Below are 21,978 nucleotides of genomic sequence, written 5' to 3' on the forward strand. Positions count from 1 at the left end.
ACGAATGGGGGTGTGATGTGGCAAGTCTGTGGCTGTTTATCCTGACCTTGGCTGTGGTTCTGCTACTGCCGGGACCGGACATGATCCTGCTGTTGCAAACCGGTGCGTGGCAAGGTCGAGCTGCGGCGCTGGCCACCGCGCTGGGCCTGGCCATCGCCCGCGCCTGCCACGTGGCATTGGCGGCATTGGGGCTGGCGGCGCTGTTCAAAACGGCGCCGTGGACGTTTGACGTGGTGCGCATCGCTGGCGCGGCCTATCTGCTGTGGATCGGCATCCAGTGTTTTCGCAGCTCGCTGGTACCGAGCCTGCAAGCCCAAGAGCAGGTACCTGCCCACGGCCAGTGGCGCGGTGCGATCCGTCGCGGTTTGCTGACCAACCTGCTTAATCCCAAGGCGCTGCTGTTCTGCTCAGTGCTGTTGCCACAGTTTATTGTCAGCGACGGCGTGCCGGTGCTGACGCAGTTCGCCGTGCTCGGCCTGGTGCTGGTCAGCGTCGGCCTGCTGTTCGACAGTGTTGTCGCCATGACCGGCGCGGCCCTGGGCCGTTGGCTGCAACACAGTCCGACCGCCCAGCGCATTCAGCAATGGCTGTTCGGCAGCCTGTTGATTGGCTTCGCCGTACGCCTGGGCTTTATTCAACAGGCCTAGCCTTTGCGCACCTTGCGCTGACGACGGGTAATCAGCATTAACGCAGCAACAGCGACAAGCAGCACCGCGCCGATCTGCACCGGCCACTTGTACGGCCGCAGCGTCCCACGCACGGCATCGGTCACTTGGGTAACGTAACGCTTGTCGGCATTCTCAAAATCCGGATACGGGCATTGATTGCCGAAGTCTTGCGCCCACGGCACGTAAGGACCTTCCTTGACGTAGCGCTGATACAGCGCACTCTGGTCTTCAAGGCTGCTGTTCCAGCCGGCGGCATTGCACAACACCGCAGCAAATGCCTGACTGGTGTGGGGCAGGTTATCGGCGGCGCGACTGGCCAGTGCCGTGGCGACAAAACGATAGTGATAACGCTGCTCCGGTTGCGCGGCGCTGGCCTGCTGGCGCTGCACTTCCGCCGTGGAAATCAGCGGGCCGACATCCAGCTTCGTGCTCTCCAGCGTGTAATTGCCGCCGAAGGTGGCGTAATCAGGCGCCATCTCATAACCGAGGATGTCCATGCCCCACTCCCGGGCCGTCCATGCGGCGTTGTACAACGCACTGGCGCGTTTGCTCGGCCACCACGCCGACTCGGCCTTGAGCCGTTGCTCGCCATAGAGCCGGGCCTTGTGCTGCAGATCGTCACTGGCGAAATAACCGACCGCTTCCTCGTAACGGCCCTCACGCAGCAAGCGCCGACCGAGCAAATTGCGCAGATTGGCGGCCACCGACAGCGGCACATAGTTGTCGCGCTCCTGCTGCGTCAATGGCGGCGGCGCCGGCACATTCTCATCGACGTACTGCTTGAGCTCATCGACCGTCAGCACCCGCTCGGCAACGGTGGCGGCATCGAACCAGTAAAAGCTGTTGCTGCGATACAGCTGCACGAACGCTTGCAGGTATTCGCCGCGTTGCAGCGCCAGGATCGCGCTTTCGCCCTCCACCCGGCATTTTGGCTGTACCGTTTCAAACGCCCAGTCCGGTGTGCGGCGATAACCCCAGTCTTCGTTCTGCGGAAAGGCCTGGGCGGCTTTGGCGTAAGCGGCGGCAGCGGCAGTCGTGTCGCCGTCACGCACTGCCAGTTTTGCCCGCAGCCACCAGGCCAGCCCGCCGTCGCCGGCGTTTACCAGAAACGCCTTGGCAGACGCGTAGTCGCCCTGTTGATAACTCATCGCCGCCAGTCGATCGGCATTGTCGAGGCTGCCACGGGTGCTGTTTTGCAGAAGTGTGACGAGTTTCTTTTCATTCGCCGGCTGCTCACCGAAAGACCAGCCCTGACGGCTGACCAGCGACGCCGTGACCAGTTGCTGCACTGCTGGCTGCTGGAGCAGTTTGGCCAACTGAGATTCCGGCAATTCGGCCAGTTCGTTCATCAGTTGCTTGAGCGAGGTGTAACCGACGGCCGAACCGTGCAGGTTCTGTGCTTCGTACAGTTCGATGGCGCCGCTCCAGTCGCCCGCGCTGCGCAACACCCGGGCCTCTTCACCAAGGCTGGCAACGCCCAGTTCCAGTGGATCGCTGAAGCCGTCGATGCTCAGTTGCCGTGCCTGGCGAAAGGCATCGCGCGCCTGCTCCAGCGCTTCGATGCGATCGTGCGCCTCGTTGCTCATGGCAAAGGCGATGCGCCCGAGGGAATACGCCGCCCAGGTGCTGCGCAACCGACGCTGGTCTGCCGGCAGGGCCAGCACCTTGTTGAAATACTCACTGGCCATTTGATGCTCACCGGTGGCAAAGGCCACCGCGCCGGCGACGTACAAGCGGATTTCCACCGGCAGACTGGCGCCCTGCTCCTCGGCCTGATGGGCATCGCTGAGCCCGCGCAGGCGCTTGACCACGACGTATTGCTCGGCGCTCAGGCCCACCTGCTCAGCCTGTTCGCGCGCCAGCTCTGACGTGTTGTCTTCGGCATAATCGTTGGGGTTATGGGTCGCTGCGGTGACATTTTTCAGCCCGGCAATGGTTTTACCCAGGCGACTGATTTCGAAGCTGAAACTGCCTTCGGGCAAATCCGCCAGGGTCTGCGCGCGGTTGTCGAGCAGGCGCATCGGGAAGTCCGGGCCGCAGGCCAGCGCCGACCCCAGCGGCAGACTGAGGCTCAGGCAGAGCAGATGGCGGGGCCAGTTACGGGTCAACATGCGAACCTCCTTGATCAATATGTGCACAACGCGCCCAACCGACAGCGCGCTGTCCGCCCGCCGGCAAGCGGCCGTCACGCAGGCGGGTGAAGGTAAGCAGATTGGCACTTTGTTGCAACGAGTAACCGGCGAGCGCATCGGCGCCTGCACAATCCTGCGCCTTCAATGTAATTTTCGCGGGCCACGGGCTGTCGAGATTGCCGCGGTTATCGAGCTGGATGTCATAGAGTCCGCCCTGCTCTTTGAATGACAGGCGCAACTGACTGTTCAGCACATCTCCGCGAGCCACCGCGCGTAAAGTAGTCAGGCTCCAGGCGCGACGATCGTTGGCCAGCGGCAGGCGAAACCAGATCAAACCGGTCAGATGCTCAGGCGGATCCTCGCGCAAAGTCTTGGCCAATTGGCTGAGTTGCTGCGGATCGGCGAGCAACTCCCGACGCTGCCCGCCGCGCTCCAGTTGCACTTCGCTTTCCACTACCGGCGCGCCACCGTCATCGCTCAACAGCGCAACGCCGTAGGCCGGCAGCGCCAGATAGAAGGGTTTGTCGCTGACATGTGCCCAGGCCTTGGCCCATCTCAACGCCTGCTCGGGATCGAACAGACCCAGTCGCGGATCGCTCACGGCGTGGACTTGCAGCACGCTGCTGTCGACGCTTTGCAACAGCGCCGGCAAGTGCGCGCTGTCGAGCCAGGCCGGCAGCGCGGTGATGCTCAAAGGCAACGATGGCGGCAAGACCGCACGCAAGTGTTTGAGGAATTCAGCGTACACGGGCAGCCGTGCATTGCCGGCATCGTGGTCGATTTCGATACCGTTCAGCGTGAGGCCTTGCGCTTGCCAATCGGCAATGACCTGCAGAATCTGCTCGGTGACCTGCTGCTGGTCCAGTGACTGCAGCTGACCATCGAGGCGAATCACTGCGATCAGAGGGCGACCATCGGCTTTCAACAACGCTGGATCAACCCGCGCCCTGCGCCACCGCTCGCCGGGAAAGGCCTGCAATGCCAGTACGCGCAGGGTGGAGAAATCATGGCGACTGTCGCGCAATGCCGGTTCATGCGCAGGTGTCCATTGGCGTTGCCAGACGTAGAGCTGCTGGTCGAGGGCCGGTGCGGCGTGTTGCTCGCAACCTGCCAGCAAGACGCTAAGGATCAGACCCGCAATAAACCGCATACCTTGAAAATCCCCGAAACCACAGGCCGCAAGGTTACACAAAAACCGTGTAGGAGCTGACGAGTGAAACGAGGCTGCGATCTTTTGATCTTGCTTCAAGACTCCAGATCAAAAGATCGCAGCGTGCCGCAGCGCCTACAGGGATGCCGCTGGTTTGCGCGCGATAATCACCTGACTCTTGGCCACCACCGCATCCAGCGCCTGCTTGATCTGCGCGCCGCGCGGGGAATCCAGCACCGCTTGCCAGGTATTGGCCCAGTGCTCGAGCATCGGGTGATCGGGATTGCTGAACTCGACCTTGGCCTCCCAGAACAACATCATCCACATCGACCAGTAGAAGCCATATTGGCTGTGGCTGATGATTTCCAGCCCGGCGTCGCTGACCATGGCCTTGAACTGGTCTTCGCTGATGATGCGTATGTGGTTGGGTTTCTGGAAATACTCCGGCGCGGCGATGTCCTTTTGCAGGTCCTCGGAGCTGGGATGCGGCACGCTCAGCAGATACAACGCGCCCGGCTTGCCGACACGCACCAGTTCGGCAAGAAACTGCGCGGGATCGTCAACGTGTTCGATAACTTCAGTGCAGACCACACGCGTTGCCGTTGCCTCGGCAATCGGTAGCGGGTTGCAGTCGGTAACGTGGCATTCGATGTCCCGGGCCGGGGTGTCGCTCAGACGCTGGCGCGTGGCTTCGACCTTGGCTGCATCGATATCGGCAAGAATGATCTTCGCCCCACGCATACCGCAGAAGTGCACGTTGCCGCCATCACCGCAACCGACATCAAGCAACGTGTCGTCGGCGCTCACAGCGAAGCCCGTGTACAGCTCGTGAGTCTCCTGGTTGAACCAGCCGCTGAGCTTCGCATCGTAAAGGCCGAGCATGTACGGATCGACTTTATCGGCAACCGCAGCGACCGGTTCTGCCGAAGTTTGCGCAGGCGTTGTCGCCGAGAGTTTCTTCAAAAAGCTCAGCATGAGGTGGCTCCGGGTGAGGTAACTGCAGTTCGGGAGGTGCCGAGGCGCTTGACCAGCGCAGCTCCGCGATTGCGCATCGGCATTTCGATCAAGCGATAGTTGAATTCGCTGAGCAGCGCGATCAGGCCGAAGGCAATCAGCACCGTAAGGATGGGATGTCCGGCCGGGCTCGGCAGACCGCTGCTCTGCAAGCGAAAGATCAGCTCACGCAGCAGCAGATAGGCGGGGATGTGGATCAGGTAGATGCCGTAGGAACGGCTGCCGATCCAGGCCAGGCAGCGCTGAATGCGTCCGGCAGGCATCAGGTAGTCACGGTTGTACGAGGCGATCCAGACCAGCAGCGCACTGAGCACGGCGATCGAACCGATCCGATAATTGGCCAAGGTAAAACGGTCCGTGGCCATGAAGCTCAACGGCGCTGCAATGACAATCAAGGCTGAAATGCCAAGCCATGGTCGGCGCAAGAACGAGGGCTGCCAGCGCTGATAACCCGGCTGCGCACTCCACATCCCCAACAGCACGCCAAGGGCCAGCGCGTCGGTGCGTACCACCATCAGCAACGGCGTACGCACAGTCAGAATCTGCACCGCCACCAGCGCCAGCAATGCCCAGACCAGGCGTCGGCGAAACAACAGGATCAGCAAAGGAAAGAGCAGGTAGAACTGCTCCTCCAGCGCCAGGCTCCAGTAAACGAAACTGCTGCCATATTCGTAGTGGAAGAAGCTGTCGGCGAAGCGGAAATTGGCGTATTGCAGCACCCCGGCCAAGGTCGCCTGAAGATTGGCGGATAGCGTGCCGAACGCACCGGATCGATTGAAAAACATACAGGCCAGCAGGATCAGCGCCAGCCACAGCCAAGCTGAAGGCAACAACCGAAAAGCCCGGCGCAGCCAGAAATGGCGTACCTGTTGCCAGCGCTCCTGGCCCGTCGTGCAGCCTTGCAGCACCGGGATCAAGCTGCGGGCGATGACAAAACCGGAGATCGCAAAAAACAGGTCAACGCCCCACCACGTCTGCGCCCATTCGTGGATCCGGGCCATCGACGGCACCGGGTCAGTGAACAGATTGTCCTGCAGATGATGGAACAACACCGCGAGCACCGCGACCGCACGCAGGACTTCAACGTCCATGATGCGCTTGGCGTTCATGCCTGGGGGGCTTCCTGGGCAGGCGCACGATGCTCGAACAACTGCGTCAGAAACCCTCGCAAACGCTGTTCAGCCACAGCCTGGCTGCAGAACGCCTGCAAACTGTCGACTGCCTGCGCGGACATATCGGCATAGCGCTGCGGCTGGTTTTTCGCGACGTCGTAACTGGCCCGATAGGCCTCGCATAACGAGGTCCAGTTGGTCACGTAACGCAGGGTTCGAAAGGCCTTGCGCGGGTCGTGAGGCCAGGCTGTCAGCTCATCCGTGGACTCGATGAGAAAGGCATTCGCGGTGCTCAGGTAATCGATCATCGCCGTGGTACGCGGCGCCACCGCCGGCTTGCCGCAGGACATGAACTCCATCAGCGGCAGGCACTGCCCTTCACCGTACGAGGTGTTGACCACATACCGCGTGGCCTGCACCAGTTGCTCGTAGTCCGGATCGGCGAGGTAGCCGTAGATCAGAACGATGCGGCAGCGGTAAGACTGGTTCTTGTACAAGTGGTGGAGAATATCGCTGAGTGCTTCTTCGGCGTCATGGTGAGTGAGCTTGAGCACCAGCGTCGCGTCTTCGACATCGCGGAAACACACACAGAACGCGCTGAGCATGTCTTCCCAGTTCTTGCGCCCGTCACCAGGATTGAACACCGAGGTGTAAACCACGCCGTCAAGCATCAGCGTCTGCTCGGAGGCCGGCGCGGCGAAGTCGATGCCGTCGCCGCTGCGCAGGTGCGCCGGCCCGAATGCATTCAGATTGAGGGTGCGGCTGTCCGCGACCAGACCTTTGATCGTCAGGCTATAAGCGGTGGCCAGGGCTTGCTCGGGCATTTTCGCGCCACGGGCCGCAAAACGGTCCCAGACCGGCGCCGGCACCGCGACGATCGGGTACGCGGCACCCATCGCCTCATGCACGGCGTTGACCGTATAACTGGAATGAGTAATCGCCGCCCCGCAGGCATGCAAGACGCTACGCCAGTCGTTGCGCGGCTCGCCCGCAAAGGCTTCGTTGGGGATCGTGCTGAACTCCCACGCAAACACCGGCAGCGTCGGACAGGCCAGGTGAACGGGGGTGCGATGCGGCGGCGAGAACGACATAAACACGCAGGGCTCGCCACGGCTCAGGCATTCCAGATACAGCGCATCGACTTCTGTCTGCGGATCGGCCACTTCCACGACCCGACCGATGCGTTCGAGCACCGGACGATACTCCTTGAGCACGAAGTAATAGCTGTACTCCGAACGCCCGAGGTTCTGCGCAATGGTGTGCCGGTTGGTTTCTGAATGAATGATGATCAGCATGAGGCGTTATCCGTCACAGGCGCAGCATCGGCGGGGCCTGCTGTCAGCGCAAAGAACTCCGCGAGCCGTTTGCGCACCGGCGCGAAGGCGCAGTATTGCTGCATGCGCGCGACGGCGGCGGCAGACATCCGCCGATACTCCTGCGGCTGGGCCTTGGCCATTCGATAGCTGTTTTCGTAGGCGTTTTTCAGCGAGCCCCAGTCGGGGCGGTGCCGCAGCGTGCGGTAGATGATCCGCGTGTCCTGCGGCCAGATCGTCAGCTCTTCACTGGACCTGACCACGAACGCCACCGAGTCATCAATGTAGTCCTTCATCGCCGTGTGATCGGGGGCTATCACCGGTTTTCCGCTGGACATGAACTCCATCAAGGGCAGGCACAACCCTTCGCAACGTGACGCGTTGACGTAGAAACTGGCCGCCTGATAAAGCCTGGCGTACTGCGCGTCGTCGAGGTAACCGTGCATCACCACGACCCGACAGGCGAACGGCGTGAGTTGCGCCAGCAGGGTCATCAATTCGCTGTAATAGGACGCCAGATCATTCTGGGTAATCTTGAGCACCAGCGTCGCGTCGGGCGTTTCGCGAAACGCCCAGCAGAATGCGCTGACCAGTCGATGCCAGTTCTTGCGGCCATCCTTGGGGTTGAATACCGAGACGTACACCACACCCTCGACAGTGGTTTCGACCACCGATGAGGTGTCCGGCAGATCGAGCGGCGCCGGTTCGATCACGGGCACCGGCGCAGCGCCGCACACCGCCGGCCAACGCTGTTGCAGCCAGCCATGCAGAGCGTCCGGCAGCAGATCGCGAATGCCTTCCCAGTACCAGTTGTGCAGAAATTTCACCCGCGGCACCGGCTCCGCCTGCTCGTGTCCCAAGTCCAGCGCCCACAGCCGCAGGTAATGTCGAGCGATGACCAGTCGGCGTTTGAACGTCAACGGTGGCGGGCGCGCGGCTTCAATTGCTGCGGCCAGTGCAGCCTGCTCTTCAGGGCTGATTGGCGTCGGGATCAGCGCATCGGCTGAGAGGCCGAGGGTGCGCGAATCGAATATGCACCCTTTGATTGCCAGTGCAGTGCCCGGGTTGACCGGCATCGGTTGGTGTTGCTGACGAATCGTTGCGAAGCTGTCCCACAACGGCGTCGGCAAAACCAGCACCGGGAACGCTTCGCCCATGGCGCGGTGGATGGCCGTTGCCGTGTGGCTCGACAGGGTGATGACCCGACCGTGGCGCGCGAGCATGCGTGTCCAGTCCTGACGCGGATCGTCGTCCCATTGTTCATTCGGGATCGAATCGAACTCCCAGGCCACCACGCAAATCGTCGGGCATTCCAGATCAACCGGAGTTTTCTGCGGTGGGGTGAAGGACAGGAACACACTGTCTTCACCTGCGGCGAGCAATTGCCGGTAAATCACATCGACGTCGGCGACAGATCCGGCCACGTGCACGCGCCCCAGGCTTTCCAGCACCGGGCGATAGGCTTTGAGGACAAAGTAATAGCTGTATTCCGGACGCCCGAGACTGGCACTGATGGAGCTGTCGTTGACGTCCGAGTAGAGAATGAAATTCATGGCATCCCACGATGAAGCGCCATCCCGGCGACTTCATGCTATGACGGCCGCGCGGCGGATCGGGTCGGCAGGGCCGGCACTCGTCCGTCATCATCGGGCACGTCTCTGTTCTTGTTTTAGTGGTCAGTTTCACCCCGCGTCGCGGCGTCCGGAAAACAATCGGCCAACTCGCGACGAAGGCCATTCTAAACACATCCATCGCGAGTCCGGGAACCGCCGGGCGAGAATAAATCGGACTATGCTGACGAGAACTGACCAGTCACGGTTTGCCCGGTTGAAATTGCCGAGCAATTGGCACAGATTGGCAACCAAACAACTACAACAACGGCTTCGCCTGCTGTTTCACCGGATGTTTCCTCCGGTCTGACAGGGCTTTCCTCAAAGCGTGCAAGGAAAGCGGCGCGAGTCATGACCAAGGGGTCGCTGTTTGAAAAAACGTCTGTTCGTCACGGGCCTCAGCGGCTTCGTGGGACAACACATTCAGTCTCGTCTGGCGTCGCCGGGCTCGTCGTGGGAGCTGCTGCCTGCCGCATCGGCCTACGACCTTACGAACGCCGACAGCCTCACCGACCTTTGGCCCGAGATGCCGGATGCAGTCATTCATCTGGCCGGCCAGACCTTCGTGCCGGAAGCCTTCCGTGACCCGGCCCGCACCTTCGATATCAATCTTTTCGGCACCCTCAACCTGCTGCAGGCGCTCAAGGCTCGCGGTTTTTCCGGCACTTTCCTGTACGTCAGCTCCGGCGACGTTTACGGGCAAGTCGCCGAAGAGCATCTGCCAATCACCGAGCAACAACCGCCGCTGCCGCGCAATCCTTACGCGGTGAGCAAACTTTCAGCGGAGTTCCTCAGTTTGCAATGGGGCCTGAGTGAAGGCTGGCCAGTGCTGGTGACGCGTCCGTTCAACCACATCGGCACCGGGCAAAAAGACAGCTTCGTCATCGCCAGCGCAGCCCGGCAGATCTGCCGTATCAGACAGGGTCTGCAAGCGCCGCAATTGCAAGTCGGCGATATCGACGTTACGCGGGATTTTCTTGATGTCGGCGACGTGATCGCAGCGTATTTCGCCCTGCTGGAAAACGGCGCACCGGGGCAGGTCTACAACATCTGCTCGGGCCGCGAGCAAAGCATTCGCAGCCTGATCGAGCAATTGGCCGATCTGGCCGAAGTCGACGTAGAACTGGTGGCGGATCCGGCGCGCATGCGGCGCGCCGACCAGCGCCGTGTCTGCGGCAGTCACGCAAAACTGGCGAGCGCCACAGGATGGGCGCCAGCCACCACCACACAACAATCCCTGCGGGCGATCCTGTCCGACTGGGAGACGCGAGTACGACAACAATGACAAAAAGTGCACTGATTACCGGGATCACGGGCCAGGATGGCGCCTATCTGGCCAAACTGCTGCTGGACAAGGGTTACAAGGTCCACGGCCTCGTCGCTCGACGCAGCAGCGATTCACGCTGGCGCCTGCGCGAGACGGGTATCGAAGCCGATATCGTCTACCTCGACGGCGACATGGCGGACGCCTGTTCGGTGCAGCGTGCGGTAATCAAGTCGGCACCGGACGAGGTCTACAACCTCGCCGCACAGAGTTTTGTCGCTGCTTCCTGGGATCAACCGGTGACCACCGGCATCGTCGATGGGCTGGGCGTGACGCACTTGCTCGAAGCGATCCGCCAGTTCAGCCCGCACACACGGTTTTATCAGGCCTCGACCAGCGAAATGTTCGGCCTGATCCAGGCTGAGCAACAGGACGAGAACACGCCGTTCTACCCGCGCAGCCCTTACGGCGTGGCCAAGCTCTACGGCCACTGGATCACCGTCAACTACCGCGAAAGCTTCAACCTGCACGCCAGCAGCGGCATCCTCTTCAACCATGAATCACCGCTGCGCGGCATCGAATTCGTTACCCGCAAGGTCACTGACGCTGCCGCGCGCATCAAGCAGGGCAAACAGCAGGACTTGGCGCTGGGCAACATCGACGCGAAACGCGATTGGGGCTTTGCCGGCGATTACGTCGAGGCCATGTGGCTGATGCTGCAACAGGACAAACCCGACGACTTCGTGGTCGCCACGGGCGTCACCACCACCGTGCGCGAAATGTGCCGAATTGCCTTCGATCACGTTGGCCTTAACTACCGCGATTACGTGAAGATCGACCCGGCGTTCTTCCGCCCGGCCGAAGTCGAAGTGCTGCTCGGCAACCCGGCCAAGGCCCAGCGTGTGCTGGGCTGGAAACCGAAAACCGACCTGGATACCTTGATCCGCATGATGATGGATGCGGACATGAAACGCGTCGCCAAGGAGTAGGCCATGCTGATTCCGGTGATTCTGTCCGGCGGTGCCGGCACCCGTTTGTGGCCGGTGTCCCGCGAGGGCCACCCCAAGCCGTTCATGACCCTGCCCGACGGCCAGTCGCTGCTGGGCAAGACCTACCAGCGTGCGGCGGCGTTGCTGGACGGCTGGGGCGACATCGTCACCGTGACCAACCGCGAGTATTACTTCCAGAGCAAGGATCACTATTGCGCGGCGCAGGTGTCGCGCCATCGCGGGCACTTTCTGCTGGAGCCGAGCGGGCGCAATACCGCACCGGCGATCGCAGCGGCAGCACTGTCATTGCAGGCGCTGCATGGTGACGACGCAATCATGGTGGTGATGCCGGCCGATCACTTGATCGTCAATCAGGACGCCTTGAAGAGTGCGGTCGAGCACGCAGTGAATCTGGCGAAGGACGGTTATCTGGTGACCTTCGGCGTAGTTCCGACCGCGCCGGAAACCGGCTTCGGCTACATCGAAACCGGTGCGCCGCTGGACGCCAAGGGTGCGGCCAAGGTGCAGCGCTTCGTCGAGAAACCCGACTTGCAGACCGCCACGCATTACCTGGAGAGCGGCAACTTCCTATGGAATTCGGGGATGTTCTGCTTCACCACCGCGACGCTCATTGCCGAACTGCAACTGCACGCACCCGAGTTGCTGGAACAGACCCGCGCCTGCATGGCCATCAGCGCACCGGTCGAAACGGTCGGCTGCCTGCAACAGGAGTTGTCACCGGCCCTGTTTGCCGAAATCACTGATATCTCCATTGACTACGCACTGATGGAGCGCTCGGAAAAAGTCGTGGTGGTACCTGCCGGTTTCGACTGGAGCGACATCGGTTCGTGGAATGCGGTCGCCGCGCTGATTCCCGCCGACGCCGACAACAACCGCGCCAGTGGCGAAGCGATCTTCATCGACAGCCAAAACAACTTCGTGCAGAGCGAAGGCCGGCTGGTGGCAACCGTCGGTGTGGATGACCTGATCATCGTCGACACCGCCGATGCGGTGCTGGTGGCCCATGCCGACCGTGCACAGGATGTACGCCGCGTGGCGAAGCAACTCAAGGACAAGTCCCACGAAGCCTATCGCCTGCATCGTACGGTCAGCCGTCCTTGGGGCACCTATACCGTTCTGGAAGAAGGTCCGCGTTTCAAGATCAAGCGCATCGTGGTCAAACCCGGTGGCAAATTGTCGTTGCAGATGCACCATCACCGCAACGAGCACTGGGTGGTGGTCGAAGGCATGGCCAAGGTCACCAACAACGGCTCCGGCACGACCCTGGTCGCCAAGAATGAATCAACGTTCATCGCCGCCGGCCACAAGCATCGCCTGGAGAACCCCGGAGTGATCGATCTGGTCATCATTGAAGTGCAAAGCGGCGAGTACCTGGGCGAGGACGATATCGTTCGCTTCGAAGATCAATACGGCAGGACGGTCTGAATGCTGCTTTCCCTGTACCGCTCGCTGTACAGCTACCGTGGGTTCATCCTCGGCAGCGTGCAGCGCGAGTTTCAAGCGCGTTATCGCAACTCGCTGTTCGGCGCGCTATGGCCGATCTTCAATCCGCTGTCGATGATCATCGTTTACACGGTGATCTTTTCCCAGATCATGCGCGCGCGCCTGCCCGGTGTGGACGACAGCATGGCCTACAGTGTCTACCTCTGCGCTGGTCTGTTGGCCTGGGGACTGTTTTCCGAAATCACCCTGCGCAGTCAGAACATGTTTCTGGAAAACGCCAATCTGTTGAAGAAAATCAGCTTCCCGAGGATCTGCCTGCCGGTGATCGTCCTGATCAACGCCGGGATCAATTTCGCCATCATCATCAGCCTGTTTCTCGGATTTCTGCTGGTCACCGGGCGCTGGCCGGGGATGGCTTTGCTGGCGCTGATTCCGCTGATTGCTCTGCAAATGATGTTCTGCGCCGGGCTGGGCATGGTCCTTGGCGTATTGAACGTATTCTTTCGCGATGTCGGCCAGTTGTTCGGCATCTGCCTGCAGTTCTGGTTCTGGCTGACACCGATCGTCTACCCGATCACGATCCTGCCGGAATGGGTGCAGCGCCTGCTGCAACTCAACCCGCTGACCAACCTGTTCAGCAGTTACCAGAACCTGTTTCTCTACGGTCAGTGGCCGGTATGGAGTTCGCTGCTGCCGGTTTTCATTACCGGCGTGGTGGTCTGTCTGATCGGTCTGCGACTGTTTCGCCAGCGCGTCGGCGAAATGGTGGATGAACTCTGATGGGACATATTCGCGTCACCGGCCTGGGCAAGGCCTATAAGCAATACCCCAACCGCTGGGCGCGCCTGACCGAGTGGCTGATCCCGTTTTCGCCGATCCGCCATCAACAGCATTGGGTGCTGCAAGATGTCGAATTCGAGATTGCTCCGGGTGAAGCGGTGGGTATCGTCGGCGCCAACGGTGCAGGCAAAAGCACCTTGCTGAAAATGATCACCGGCACCACTCAACCCACCCAAGGCAAGATTGAATTGCAAGGGCGCGTCGCAGCCCTGCTGGAGCTGGGCATGGGTTTCCATCCGGACTTTACCGGTCGGCAGAACGCAATCATGGCCGGTCAGTTGTTGGGCATGCAGCTTGAAGAAATCCAGGCCCTGATGCCCGATATCGAGCGTTTTGCCGAAATCGGCGAAGCCATCGATCACCCGGTGCGGACTTACTCCAGCGGCATGCAGATGCGTTTAGCGTTCAGCGTCGCCACGGCTCGGCGCCCGGACATCCTGATCGTCGACGAAGCGCTGTCGGTGGGCGACGCCTATTTTCAGCACAAGAGCTTCGAACGCATCCGCAGCTTTCGTAAATCCGGCACGACGTTATTGATCGTGTCCCATGATCGTTTCGCGATTCAGTCGATTTGCGACTCGGCGATCCTGCTCAAGGACGGGCGCGTGGCCATGCGCGGCAAACCGGAGCCGGTTCTGGATTATTACAATGCGCTGATGGCCGAACGGGAGGGTCAGGTCGTACGCCAGGAAACGCTCGCCGGCGGCGAGGTGCAAACGGTTTCCGGCACCGGCGAGGCGGCGATTCTCAGCGTACGCCTGCTCGATGAAAACCAGCGCAGCATTGACGCTGTCGAAGTCGGCCAACCGGTGGTGCTCGAAGTGCAGGTCGAGGTACGCGAGGACATCGAACGGCTGGTGCTGGGCTTTATCCTCAAGGATCGACTGGGCCAGATGATGTACGGCATCAACACCCACCGGCTGAACAAGGCATTGACCGATCTGCGCGCCGGTGAACGCTTCACCTATCGCTTCGCCTTCATCATGGGCCTGGGCAAAGGCAACTATTCGGTGTCCCTTAGCCTGTCGCGTCTGGACTCGCACCTGGATCGCAATTTCGAGTGGCGTGACTACGCACTGGTGTTCCACGTGATCAACAACCCACGGGAGGATTTCGTCGGTTGTGCCTGGCTGGACGCCCGGACCACCGTCACCCGTGAAACCGAGACCCGGACTGTCGAGCGCGCGCCATGACCCGCCTGTTGGTCGAATGCACCCACGTATTCAAGCACCCGATGGTCAACTCGGGGATTCAGCGCGTGGTGCGCAACGTCATCAAGCAATTGCCAACCAGTGCGCAAGGGGTCGAGTGCCTGCCAGTGGTGGTGATCAACGGCCAGCTCTATCGTGTACTGAGGCTGGCGCCGCTCGACACGCCGTTCCTGAATGCTCTGCAAACCTTCGGCGAACGCCTGGAGCGCCTGGCACATCGCTTCTGGCAGTGGCACCAGCGCCGCGATGCGCGATGCACTTCGAAACTGTCCCGAGGGCTGCTGTATGTTGCCTATCAATTCACCCAGATCGGCGTATTCGGCTTGCCGATACGGTTGATCCGGCAGATCAATCGCAGGCAGTTGCTCAAACGCTGCATACCCCTGCAGCACCAATCAGGCGATCAACTGGTGCTGCTGGATTCATCATGGCACTCGGATTTTTTCGCCCACGTCGAACAGCTCAAACGCGACGGCGTCGGTGTGATCGCGGTGGTTTACGACCTGATTCCGCTGACACATCCGCAGTTTTACGACACGCGTCTGGTCGAGGTTTTCAACGAATGGTTCGACTGGATCACTCGCACCGCTGATGGCTACATGGCGATTTCGGCCACCGTGCGCGATCAGGTACGTGGCGAATTGCAGCGCAGGATCGGCGCTGACCAGACTGAGAGTCGCTGGTTTGATTTCTTCCATCTGGGTTCCGAACTTGATCTGCATCACAGCGCAGCATCGGTCGAACCACGCCTCAAGAATCTGTTCGCGGCGCCCGGAGCGGTGTTCCTGATGGTCAGCACCATCGAGCCGCGCAAGAACCATGCGTATCTGCTCGACGCCTTCGACCGCGCCTGGGCCGCCGGCTCGACGGCACGCCTGTGCATCGCCGGGCGCATCGGCTGGAAATGCGACGCGCTGCTCGAGCGAATTCGCAATCATCCGGAACTGAACCGGCGCCTGTTCATGTTCAATGACCTGAGCGACACCAGCCTCGAATACGCTTACGCGCAGGCCAGCGCGCTGGTGTTCCCCTCGTTCGTCGAAGGCTTCGGCCTGCCGCTGGTGGAAGCGATGCAGCGCGGGTTGCCGGCAATGGGCAGCGACATCGCGGTATTCCGCGAAATCGGCGGCGAGTTCATGGCGTATTTCGATCTGCTGGATCCACAAAGCCTTGCCGATCTGATCGATACCTATCAGCGCAGTGGGCAGTTTCCTGCCGCCCGCGACGTCGCTGACTGGCGCTGGATCGGCTGGCGTGAAGCCAGCGAGCAATTGGCTACACGCAGCCTTGACCATGTCCAGCAGGCCCCGCGCGTGCCAGCGAGGCCCCATGCGCATTGCTCTTAACGCTCGCATCCTGCAGGCACCGCGCACCGGTATCGGCCATTACGTCGCTGAACTGGTCAACGCCCTGCGTAGCGAACCCGACGTGGACGTAACCCTGTTTCATGGCTGGGGCTGGAATCCGGCCCTGCCGGACGCAGCCATGCCCGGTTATTCGCGGATGACGCCGCTGCTGCGGCAAATACCCGGAGCCTATCAGGCACGGCGCTGGCTGGAGCAGAAACGTTTTGATCAGGTGCGTACACAAAAGATTGATCTTTATCACGAGCCAAGCCTGTGGCCGCTGGCCTTCGACGGCCCGACCGTAATCACTTTGCATGACCTGACGCACCTGCATTTTCCTGACACTCAACCGCCGGCACGTTTGAGAGAGATCGAACGTCGCCTGGCCGCAGGTGTTCAGCAGGCGCGGGTAATTCTGACCGACTCGCAGGCAATCGCCGACGAGGCGCAGGCTTATTTCAGCCTGCCTGCGCAGCGATTCGTGGTGGCGCCATTGGGCGTGGCCGCGCGCTTTCGTCCTCGGCAAACCGAAGAAATCGACAGCGTGCTCAAGGCTCACGCCGTGCAGGCACGGGAATATTTCCTCTGTGTCGGCACCCTCGAGCCGCGCAAAAACCTGAGCCTGGCGCTGCGGGCCCACGCCCTGTTGCCAGATGCGGTGCGCCAGCGCTTTCCCTTGTTGATTGCGGGAATGGCCGGTTGGCAGCGCGAACAGTTCAACGAGCCGCTGCGTCAGGCATTGGCGAGTGGCCATGTGTGCCTGCTTGGCTATCTGCCAGATGAGCAATTGGCGCAACTGCTGGCCGGCGCCCGGGCGCTGATATTTCCATCGCTGTATGAGGGCTTTGGCTTGCCGGTGCTGGAAGCCATGGCCAGTGGCACGCCGGTGGTGACGACCGGTTCTTCGGCAATGCCGGAGGTGGCCGGCGCGGCTGGCAACTATATTGAAGCGGACGATGCCGAGGGCCTGCGCGATGCGCTGAGTCGTCTCATTGACGATCCGCTGCATTGGCAGGCATGCCGCGAAGCAGGATTGCTGAGGGCTGGTTTTTTTTCCTGGCAACGTTGTGCACAGGTCACGGCCGGTGCCTACCGCCAGGCCATGGGAGGTTGAATGCGCGTTCTTCATTTCTTCAAGACTTACCTGCCCGACTCATTCGGTGGCATCGAACAAGTCGTCTTCCAACTCTGCGAAAGCGGCGTTCAGCACGGCATCGAAGCGCAGGTCCTGACCCTGAGCGCGGATCCGACACCCCGGGTAATGCAGTTGGGCCAACATGAAGTGCATCGGGCCAAACTGGATATCCAGTTCGCCTCGACCGGGTTTTCCTGGAGCGTGTTCAAGCAGTTCCGCGAACTGGCCGCCGAGGCCGACGTGATCAACTATCACTTCCCGTGGCCATTCATGGACCTGGTGCACTTCGCCAGCGCCCTGAACAAACCCAGTGTGGTCACCTATCACTCGGACATCATTCGGCAAAAACACCTGCTCAAATTGTACCGACCGCTAATGGAGCGCTTCCTGGCCAGCGCCGACCGAATCGTCGCCGCGTCGCCTAACTACCTGCATACCAGCGATGTGTTGCAGCAGTTCCAGGAAAAGACTCGCGTCATCACGTACGGCTTGAACAAGGCAGGTTATCCACAACCCAACGGTCAGCGGATGAACCGTTGGCGCCAGCAACTTGGGGATAAGTTTTTCCTCTTCGTTGGGGTGATGCGTTATTACAAGGGCTTGCATATCCTGCTTGACGCGCTCAAACAAGCGGATTACCCGACAGTCATCGTCGGCGCCGGCCCGCTGGAGCTGAAGCTGCGCGCTCAGGCCGCCGCACTTGGCTTGCGCAACATCCATTTCGTCGGACGCCTGGACGATGAAGACAAAGTCGCGTTGCTGCAATTGAGCTACGCGTTCGTCTTCCCTTCGCACTTGCGCTCCGAGGCCTTCGGTATCTCGTTGCTAGAGGGCGCGATGTACGGTAAGCCGCTGATTTCAAGCGAGATCGGCACCGGTACCAGTTTCATCAATATTCACAACGAAACCGGGCTGGTGGTGCCGCCCAGCAATCCACACGCATTCAGCGAAGCCATGCGCACGTTATGGGAAAACCCCGAGCGTGCAGCCGCCATGGGCGTCAAGGCAGAAGCGCGTTATCGGCAGTTGTTCACCGCCGATGTAATGGGCCGCAAATGGACTGAGCTGTATCAGGAATTACTGGCAGAAAAGGCGCTGTCCTACGCGTGAACATGACCCGCCTTCAGAGGCCGCGAATTGGCTCGCGTCTGCGAAGGCTGAGTACTACGCGGTCTTCTGCAAGCCGGCGACAGTGCGCGGCATCGCAACAAAACCCGGCAAGGCTTCGATCCGTGCCAGCCAGGCGCGAACGTTGACGTATTCATCCAGCGAGACATTGCCCTCCGGCGCATGCGCGATGTAACTGTAGGCAGACACGTCAGCGATGGTCGGCTCTTCGCCCGCCAGATACGCTGTCTTGCCCAATTCCAGCTCCATCACCTTGAGCAGATTGTGCGCTCGGCCAATGACTTCCTCGGCATTCAGTTGCGCACCGAACACCGTGATCAGGCGTGCCGCCGCCGGGCCAAATGCAATCGGTCCCGCCGCAGTCGACAACCAGCGCTGCACATTCGCTGCGCCCACCGGGTCGGTCGGCAGCCAGCGACCGTTGCCATACTTCTGCGCCAGATAAACCAGAATCGCGTTGGAATCGGCCAACACCACGCCGTTGTCATCAATCGCCGGCACCTGACCAAAGCTGTTGATCGCCAGGTATTGCGGTTGCTTGTGCTCACCCTTGGCGAGGTCGACGAAGATCAGCTCGGTCGGCAGTTGCAGCAGCGACAGCATCAACTCGACGCGGTGGGCATGGCCGGAACGGGGAAAGTTGTAGAGTTTGATCGCTTGCATGGTCGACTCCGCTGGAAAGTGACGTCGCTACGGGATGAGCGCGCCGATGGAGTCATCATCTATGGGTTGCCGGAACAACAGAATAACCAGCCGCTGCAATCGATTATTTCATCTCGTGCAATAACGCCGCAGCGCTCAAGGCCGGATGCTCACGCAGCGCTTTCACGGCGAAGTCGACAAAACTGCGGATCCGCGCCGGCGCCTTGCGCCCGCCCTGATACACCACATGGATCGGCAACGGCGGCAATTCAAACTCGGCGAGGACGATTTCCAGTTCGCCCGCCGCGACCTTGTCCGCCACTTGATAGGACAGCACTCGCGTCAGGCCCAGGCCTTTGCGCGCGGCAGTAATCGCCGACTGATTGGCCGTGACGGTCAGGCGCGGTTCGGTGCGCACGCTGAGGGCTTCACCGCCGTCGAGAAACGGCCAGTTGCGTTGTTGCCCGATCGCCGACGTCGCCACCACTGGCAGCGCGGCCAAGGCCTGGGGATGCTCCGGTCGGCCGTGTTCAGCCAGAAACGTCGGCGAAGCGCAAATCACCCGTCGTACTTCCCCGACGCGAATCGCATGCTGATTACTGTCCGGCAGTTCACCGATGCGCACCGCGACATCGATGCCCTCCTCGACCATGTTGACGACCCGGTCCAGCAACAGCGCGTTGATCGACACATCCGGATAACGACAAAGGTAATCGGCCATCACTGGCGTCACGAACAGATCGCCAAACAGTACCGGCGCAGTAATCGTCAACTGCCCGCGCGGCAAGGCATGGCTGCCTGCCGCCGAATCCTCGGCCTCCTGCACTTCGGCGAGAATCCGCCGGCAGTCATCGCAGTAACGCTGCCCGGCTTCGGTGAGATGCACGGTGCGCGTGGTACGCACCAGCAACTGCGTACCGATATGCTGCTCCAGCGCCGCCACCGCCCGGGTAACACTCGCCGCCGACAAACCCAGACGCCGCGACGCCGCCGAAAAGCCTTGCTCTTGGGCGACGACAACGAAGATCTGCATTTCCTGAAAGCGGTCCATGGGATTCCTCGGCGGCGGATACGACAATCGCAGCCGAGGCTGCGATTGTGGGTAGAGTAGATTAACTGTGGATAACTTATTCCACGGTCACCGATTTCGCCAGGTTGCGCGGTTGATCGACGTCGGTGCCCTTGAGCACGGCGACGTAGTACGACAACAGTTGCAACGGGATCGTATAAAGGATCGGCGAGAGAATGTCGTGGATGTGCGGCATTTGCACCACGTGGGTACCTTCGCCGTTGGTCATCGCAGCCTTCTCATCCGCGAACACGATCAACTCGCCGCCGCGAGCGCGGACTTCCTGCAAGTTGGACTTGAGCTTCTCCAGCAGTTCGTTGTTCGGCGCGACGGTCACAACCGGCATATCGTTATCCACAAGTGCCAGCGGACCGTGTTTCAGCTCACCAGCCGGGTAGGCTTCGGCGTGGATGTAGGAGATTTCCTTGAGTTTCAAGGCACCTTCCATCGCCACCGGGAATTGCGCGCCACGGCCGAGGAACAGGGTGTGGTTTTTCTCGGCAAACAGCTCGGCGATCTTTTCCACGGTGCTGTCCATCGCCAGCGCTTCGCCGAGACGGGTCGGCAGACGACGCAGCTCTTCGACCAGCGTGGCTTCAACGCCGTTGGCCAGAGTGCCGCGCACCTGACCCAGCGACAGGGTCAGCAGCAACAGGCCGACCAGTTGCGTGGTGAAGGCTTTGGTCGAGGCCACGCCGATTTCGCGGCCGGCCTGGGTCAGCAGGGTCAGGTCGGACTCCCGCACGAGCGAGCTGATACCGACGTTGCAGATCGCCAGGCTGGCGAGGAAGCCCAGCTCTTTGGCATTGCGCAACGCGGCGAGTGTGTCAGCGGTTTCGCCGGATTGCGAAATGGTCACGAACAGCGTGTCTGGCTGCACCACCACTTTGCGGTAACGGAATTCGCTGGCGACTTCGACCTGGCACGGAATACCGGCCAGTTCTTCGAGCCAGTAACGCGCGACCATGCCGGCGTGATAACTGGTGCCGCAGGCGACGATCTGCACATTGCGCACTTTGGCAAACAGCTCGGCAGCTTGTGGACCGAAGGCCTCAACCAGCACTTGATTGTTGCCCAGGCGACCTTCGAGGGTGCGTTGGACCACGGCCGGTTGCTCGTGGATTTCCTTGAGCATGTAATGGCGGAACTCGCCCTTGTCGGCGGCTTCGGCACCGTCGGTGTACTGCACGGTAGCGCGTTCGACGGCATTGCCGGTTACATCCCAGATCTGCACGCTGTCGCGACGGATTTCAGCGATATCGCCTTCTTCCAGGTACATGAAACGGTCAGTGACCTGACGCAGGGCCAACTGGTCGGAGGCGAGGAAGTTTTCGCCCAGACCGAGGCCGATCACCAATGGACTGCCACTGCGCGCGGCAACCAGACGATCCGGTTGCCGGGCATTGATCACCGCCAGACCATAGGCGCCGTGCAGTTCCTTGACGGTCGCTTTGAGCGCGGCAGTCAGGTCCGGTTGTTCCTTGAGCTTGTGGGTCAGCAGGTGGGCGATGACTTCGGTGTCGGTGTCCGAACTGAACGCATAGCCCAATGCTTTGAGTTGCTCGCGCAGGGCTTCGTGGTTCTCGATGATGCCGTTGTGCACCACCGCAATGTCGCCGGAAAAATGCGGGTGGGCATTGCGTTCGCAGGGCGCGCCATGGGTGGCCCAACGAGTGTGGGCAATACCGAGACGACCGGCCAGCGGCTGTTCGGCCAATGCGGTTTCCAGTTCGCTGACCTTGCCCGGACGGCGCATGCGCTCCAGGGTTTCTTCATTGGTATAGACCGCCACACCGGCGCTGTCATAGCCGCGGTATTCGAGGCGCTTCAGGCCTTCGAGAAGGATGGCGGTGATATTACGTTCAGCTACAGCGCCGACAATGCCACACAT

Annotated in this window: 18 protein-coding genes; 9 read left to right on the plus strand and 9 right to left on the minus strand. The window is 60.9% G+C overall.

All coding sequences use genetic code 11. From position 1 onward, the window contains the following. The first annotated feature begins 17 nt into the window (after nucleotides 1-17). Complete coding sequence (locus tag PspCFBP13508_RS11355) at nucleotides 18-647, plus strand: LysE family translocator (RefSeq protein ID WP_122506290.1); 630 nt, start codon at nucleotides 18-20, stop codon at nucleotides 645-647. Here PspCFBP13508_RS11355 and PspCFBP13508_RS11360 read toward each other — a convergent pair. From PspCFBP13508_RS11360 to PspCFBP13508_RS11385, 6 genes are all read right to left on the minus strand, one after another. Next, nucleotides 644-2,779, minus strand: coding sequence for a hypothetical protein (locus PspCFBP13508_RS11360; RefSeq protein ID WP_137214470.1), 2,136 nt, complete (start codon nucleotides 2,777-2,779; stop codon nucleotides 644-646). The two genes, PspCFBP13508_RS11355 and PspCFBP13508_RS11360, sit on opposite strands and share 4 nt — an antisense overlap. Next, the gene (locus PspCFBP13508_RS11365) at nucleotides 2,766-3,950 is read right to left on the minus strand and encodes a DUF3142 domain-containing protein (RefSeq protein ID WP_137214471.1); all 1,185 of its coding nucleotides are present in this window, start codon (nucleotides 3,948-3,950) and stop codon (nucleotides 2,766-2,768) included. Before PspCFBP13508_RS11365 ends, PspCFBP13508_RS11360 begins: the two co-directional genes overlap by 14 nt. Nucleotides 3,951-4,085: 135 nt before the next feature. After that, nucleotides 4,086-4,925: a class I SAM-dependent methyltransferase gene (locus PspCFBP13508_RS11370; protein ID WP_122506293.1), complete on the minus strand. Its 840-nt coding sequence runs from the start codon at nucleotides 4,923-4,925 to the stop codon at nucleotides 4,086-4,088. Next, complete coding sequence (locus PspCFBP13508_RS11375; RefSeq protein WP_122506294.1) at nucleotides 4,919-6,073, minus strand: acyltransferase; 1,155 nt, start codon at nucleotides 6,071-6,073, stop codon at nucleotides 4,919-4,921. Before PspCFBP13508_RS11375 ends, PspCFBP13508_RS11370 begins: the two co-directional genes overlap by 7 nt. Further along, nucleotides 6,070-7,371, minus strand: coding sequence for a glycosyltransferase (locus tag PspCFBP13508_RS11380; protein ID WP_137214472.1), 1,302 nt, complete (start codon nucleotides 7,369-7,371; stop codon nucleotides 6,070-6,072). Before PspCFBP13508_RS11380 ends, PspCFBP13508_RS11375 begins: the two co-directional genes overlap by 4 nt. Further along, a complete protein-coding gene (locus PspCFBP13508_RS11385) occupies nucleotides 7,365-8,942 on the minus strand; it encodes a glycosyltransferase (protein ID WP_137214473.1) in 1,578 nt (525 codons plus the stop codon). Before PspCFBP13508_RS11385 ends, PspCFBP13508_RS11380 begins: the two co-directional genes overlap by 7 nt. Before the next feature lie 427 nt (nucleotides 8,943-9,369). Here PspCFBP13508_RS11385 and PspCFBP13508_RS11390 point away from each other — a divergent pair, with 427 nt between their 5' ends. Genes PspCFBP13508_RS11390 through PspCFBP13508_RS11425 form a run of 8 tightly spaced genes read left to right on the plus strand, consistent with a single transcriptional unit; the run spans nucleotide 9,370 to nucleotide 18,358 of the window. Next, nucleotides 9,370-10,284, plus strand: a complete 915-nt coding sequence (locus PspCFBP13508_RS11390) for a GDP-mannose 4,6-dehydratase (RefSeq protein ID WP_137214474.1) — start codon at nucleotides 9,370-9,372, stop codon at nucleotides 10,282-10,284. Further along, the gene (gene gmd, locus PspCFBP13508_RS11395) at nucleotides 10,281-11,252 is read left to right on the plus strand and encodes a GDP-mannose 4,6-dehydratase (protein ID WP_016772418.1); all 972 of its coding nucleotides are present in this window, start codon (nucleotides 10,281-10,283) and stop codon (nucleotides 11,250-11,252) included. The genes PspCFBP13508_RS11390 and gmd overlap by 4 nt, the downstream gene beginning before the upstream one ends. A 3-nt stretch (nucleotides 11,253-11,255) precedes the next feature. Then, complete coding sequence (locus PspCFBP13508_RS11400; RefSeq protein WP_137214475.1) at nucleotides 11,256-12,698, plus strand: mannose-1-phosphate guanylyltransferase/mannose-6-phosphate isomerase; 1,443 nt, start codon at nucleotides 11,256-11,258, stop codon at nucleotides 12,696-12,698. Then, nucleotides 12,699-13,496 carry an ABC transporter permease gene (locus PspCFBP13508_RS11405; protein WP_137214476.1) on the plus strand — a complete coding sequence of 266 codons (798 nt, stop codon included), beginning with the start codon at nucleotides 12,699-12,701 and terminating at the stop codon, nucleotides 13,494-13,496. Continuing rightward, nucleotides 13,496-14,749, plus strand: a complete 1,254-nt coding sequence (locus tag PspCFBP13508_RS11410; protein WP_137214477.1) for an ABC transporter ATP-binding protein — start codon at nucleotides 13,496-13,498, stop codon at nucleotides 14,747-14,749. Before PspCFBP13508_RS11405 ends, PspCFBP13508_RS11410 begins: the two co-directional genes overlap by 1 nt. Beyond that, nucleotides 14,746-16,113, plus strand: coding sequence for a glycosyltransferase family 1 protein (locus PspCFBP13508_RS11415; RefSeq protein WP_137214478.1), 1,368 nt, complete (start codon nucleotides 14,746-14,748; stop codon nucleotides 16,111-16,113). The genes PspCFBP13508_RS11410 and PspCFBP13508_RS11415 overlap by 4 nt, the downstream gene beginning before the upstream one ends. Beyond that, nucleotides 16,097-17,227: a glycosyltransferase family 1 protein gene (locus PspCFBP13508_RS11420; protein WP_137214479.1), complete on the plus strand. Its 1,131-nt coding sequence runs from the start codon at nucleotides 16,097-16,099 to the stop codon at nucleotides 17,225-17,227. Before PspCFBP13508_RS11415 ends, PspCFBP13508_RS11420 begins: the two co-directional genes overlap by 17 nt. Then, entirely contained in the window at nucleotides 17,228-18,358 is a 1,131-nt protein-coding gene (locus PspCFBP13508_RS11425) for a glycosyltransferase family 4 protein (RefSeq protein ID WP_137214480.1), read from the plus strand. A 54-nt stretch (nucleotides 18,359-18,412) separates the two neighbouring features. Here PspCFBP13508_RS11425 and PspCFBP13508_RS11430 read toward each other — a convergent pair whose 3' ends face one another. From PspCFBP13508_RS11430 to glmS, 3 genes are all read right to left on the minus strand, one after another. After that, complete coding sequence (locus PspCFBP13508_RS11430) at nucleotides 18,413-19,039, minus strand: glutathione S-transferase (RefSeq protein WP_137214481.1); 627 nt, start codon at nucleotides 19,037-19,039, stop codon at nucleotides 18,413-18,415. A 103-nt stretch (nucleotides 19,040-19,142) separates the two neighbouring features. Beyond that, entirely contained in the window at nucleotides 19,143-20,069 is a 927-nt protein-coding gene (locus tag PspCFBP13508_RS11435) for a LysR family transcriptional regulator (RefSeq protein ID WP_129998012.1), read from the minus strand. A 76-nt stretch (nucleotides 20,070-20,145) separates the two neighbouring features. Beyond that, complete coding sequence (gene glmS, locus PspCFBP13508_RS11440; RefSeq protein ID WP_137214482.1) at nucleotides 20,146-21,978, minus strand: glutamine--fructose-6-phosphate transaminase (isomerizing); 1,833 nt, start codon at nucleotides 21,976-21,978, stop codon at nucleotides 20,146-20,148.

It is taken from the genome of Pseudomonas sp. CFBP13508, assembly GCF_005233515.1.
Lineage (GTDB): Bacteria > Pseudomonadota > Gammaproteobacteria > Pseudomonadales > Pseudomonadaceae > Aquipseudomonas > Aquipseudomonas mercuritolerans.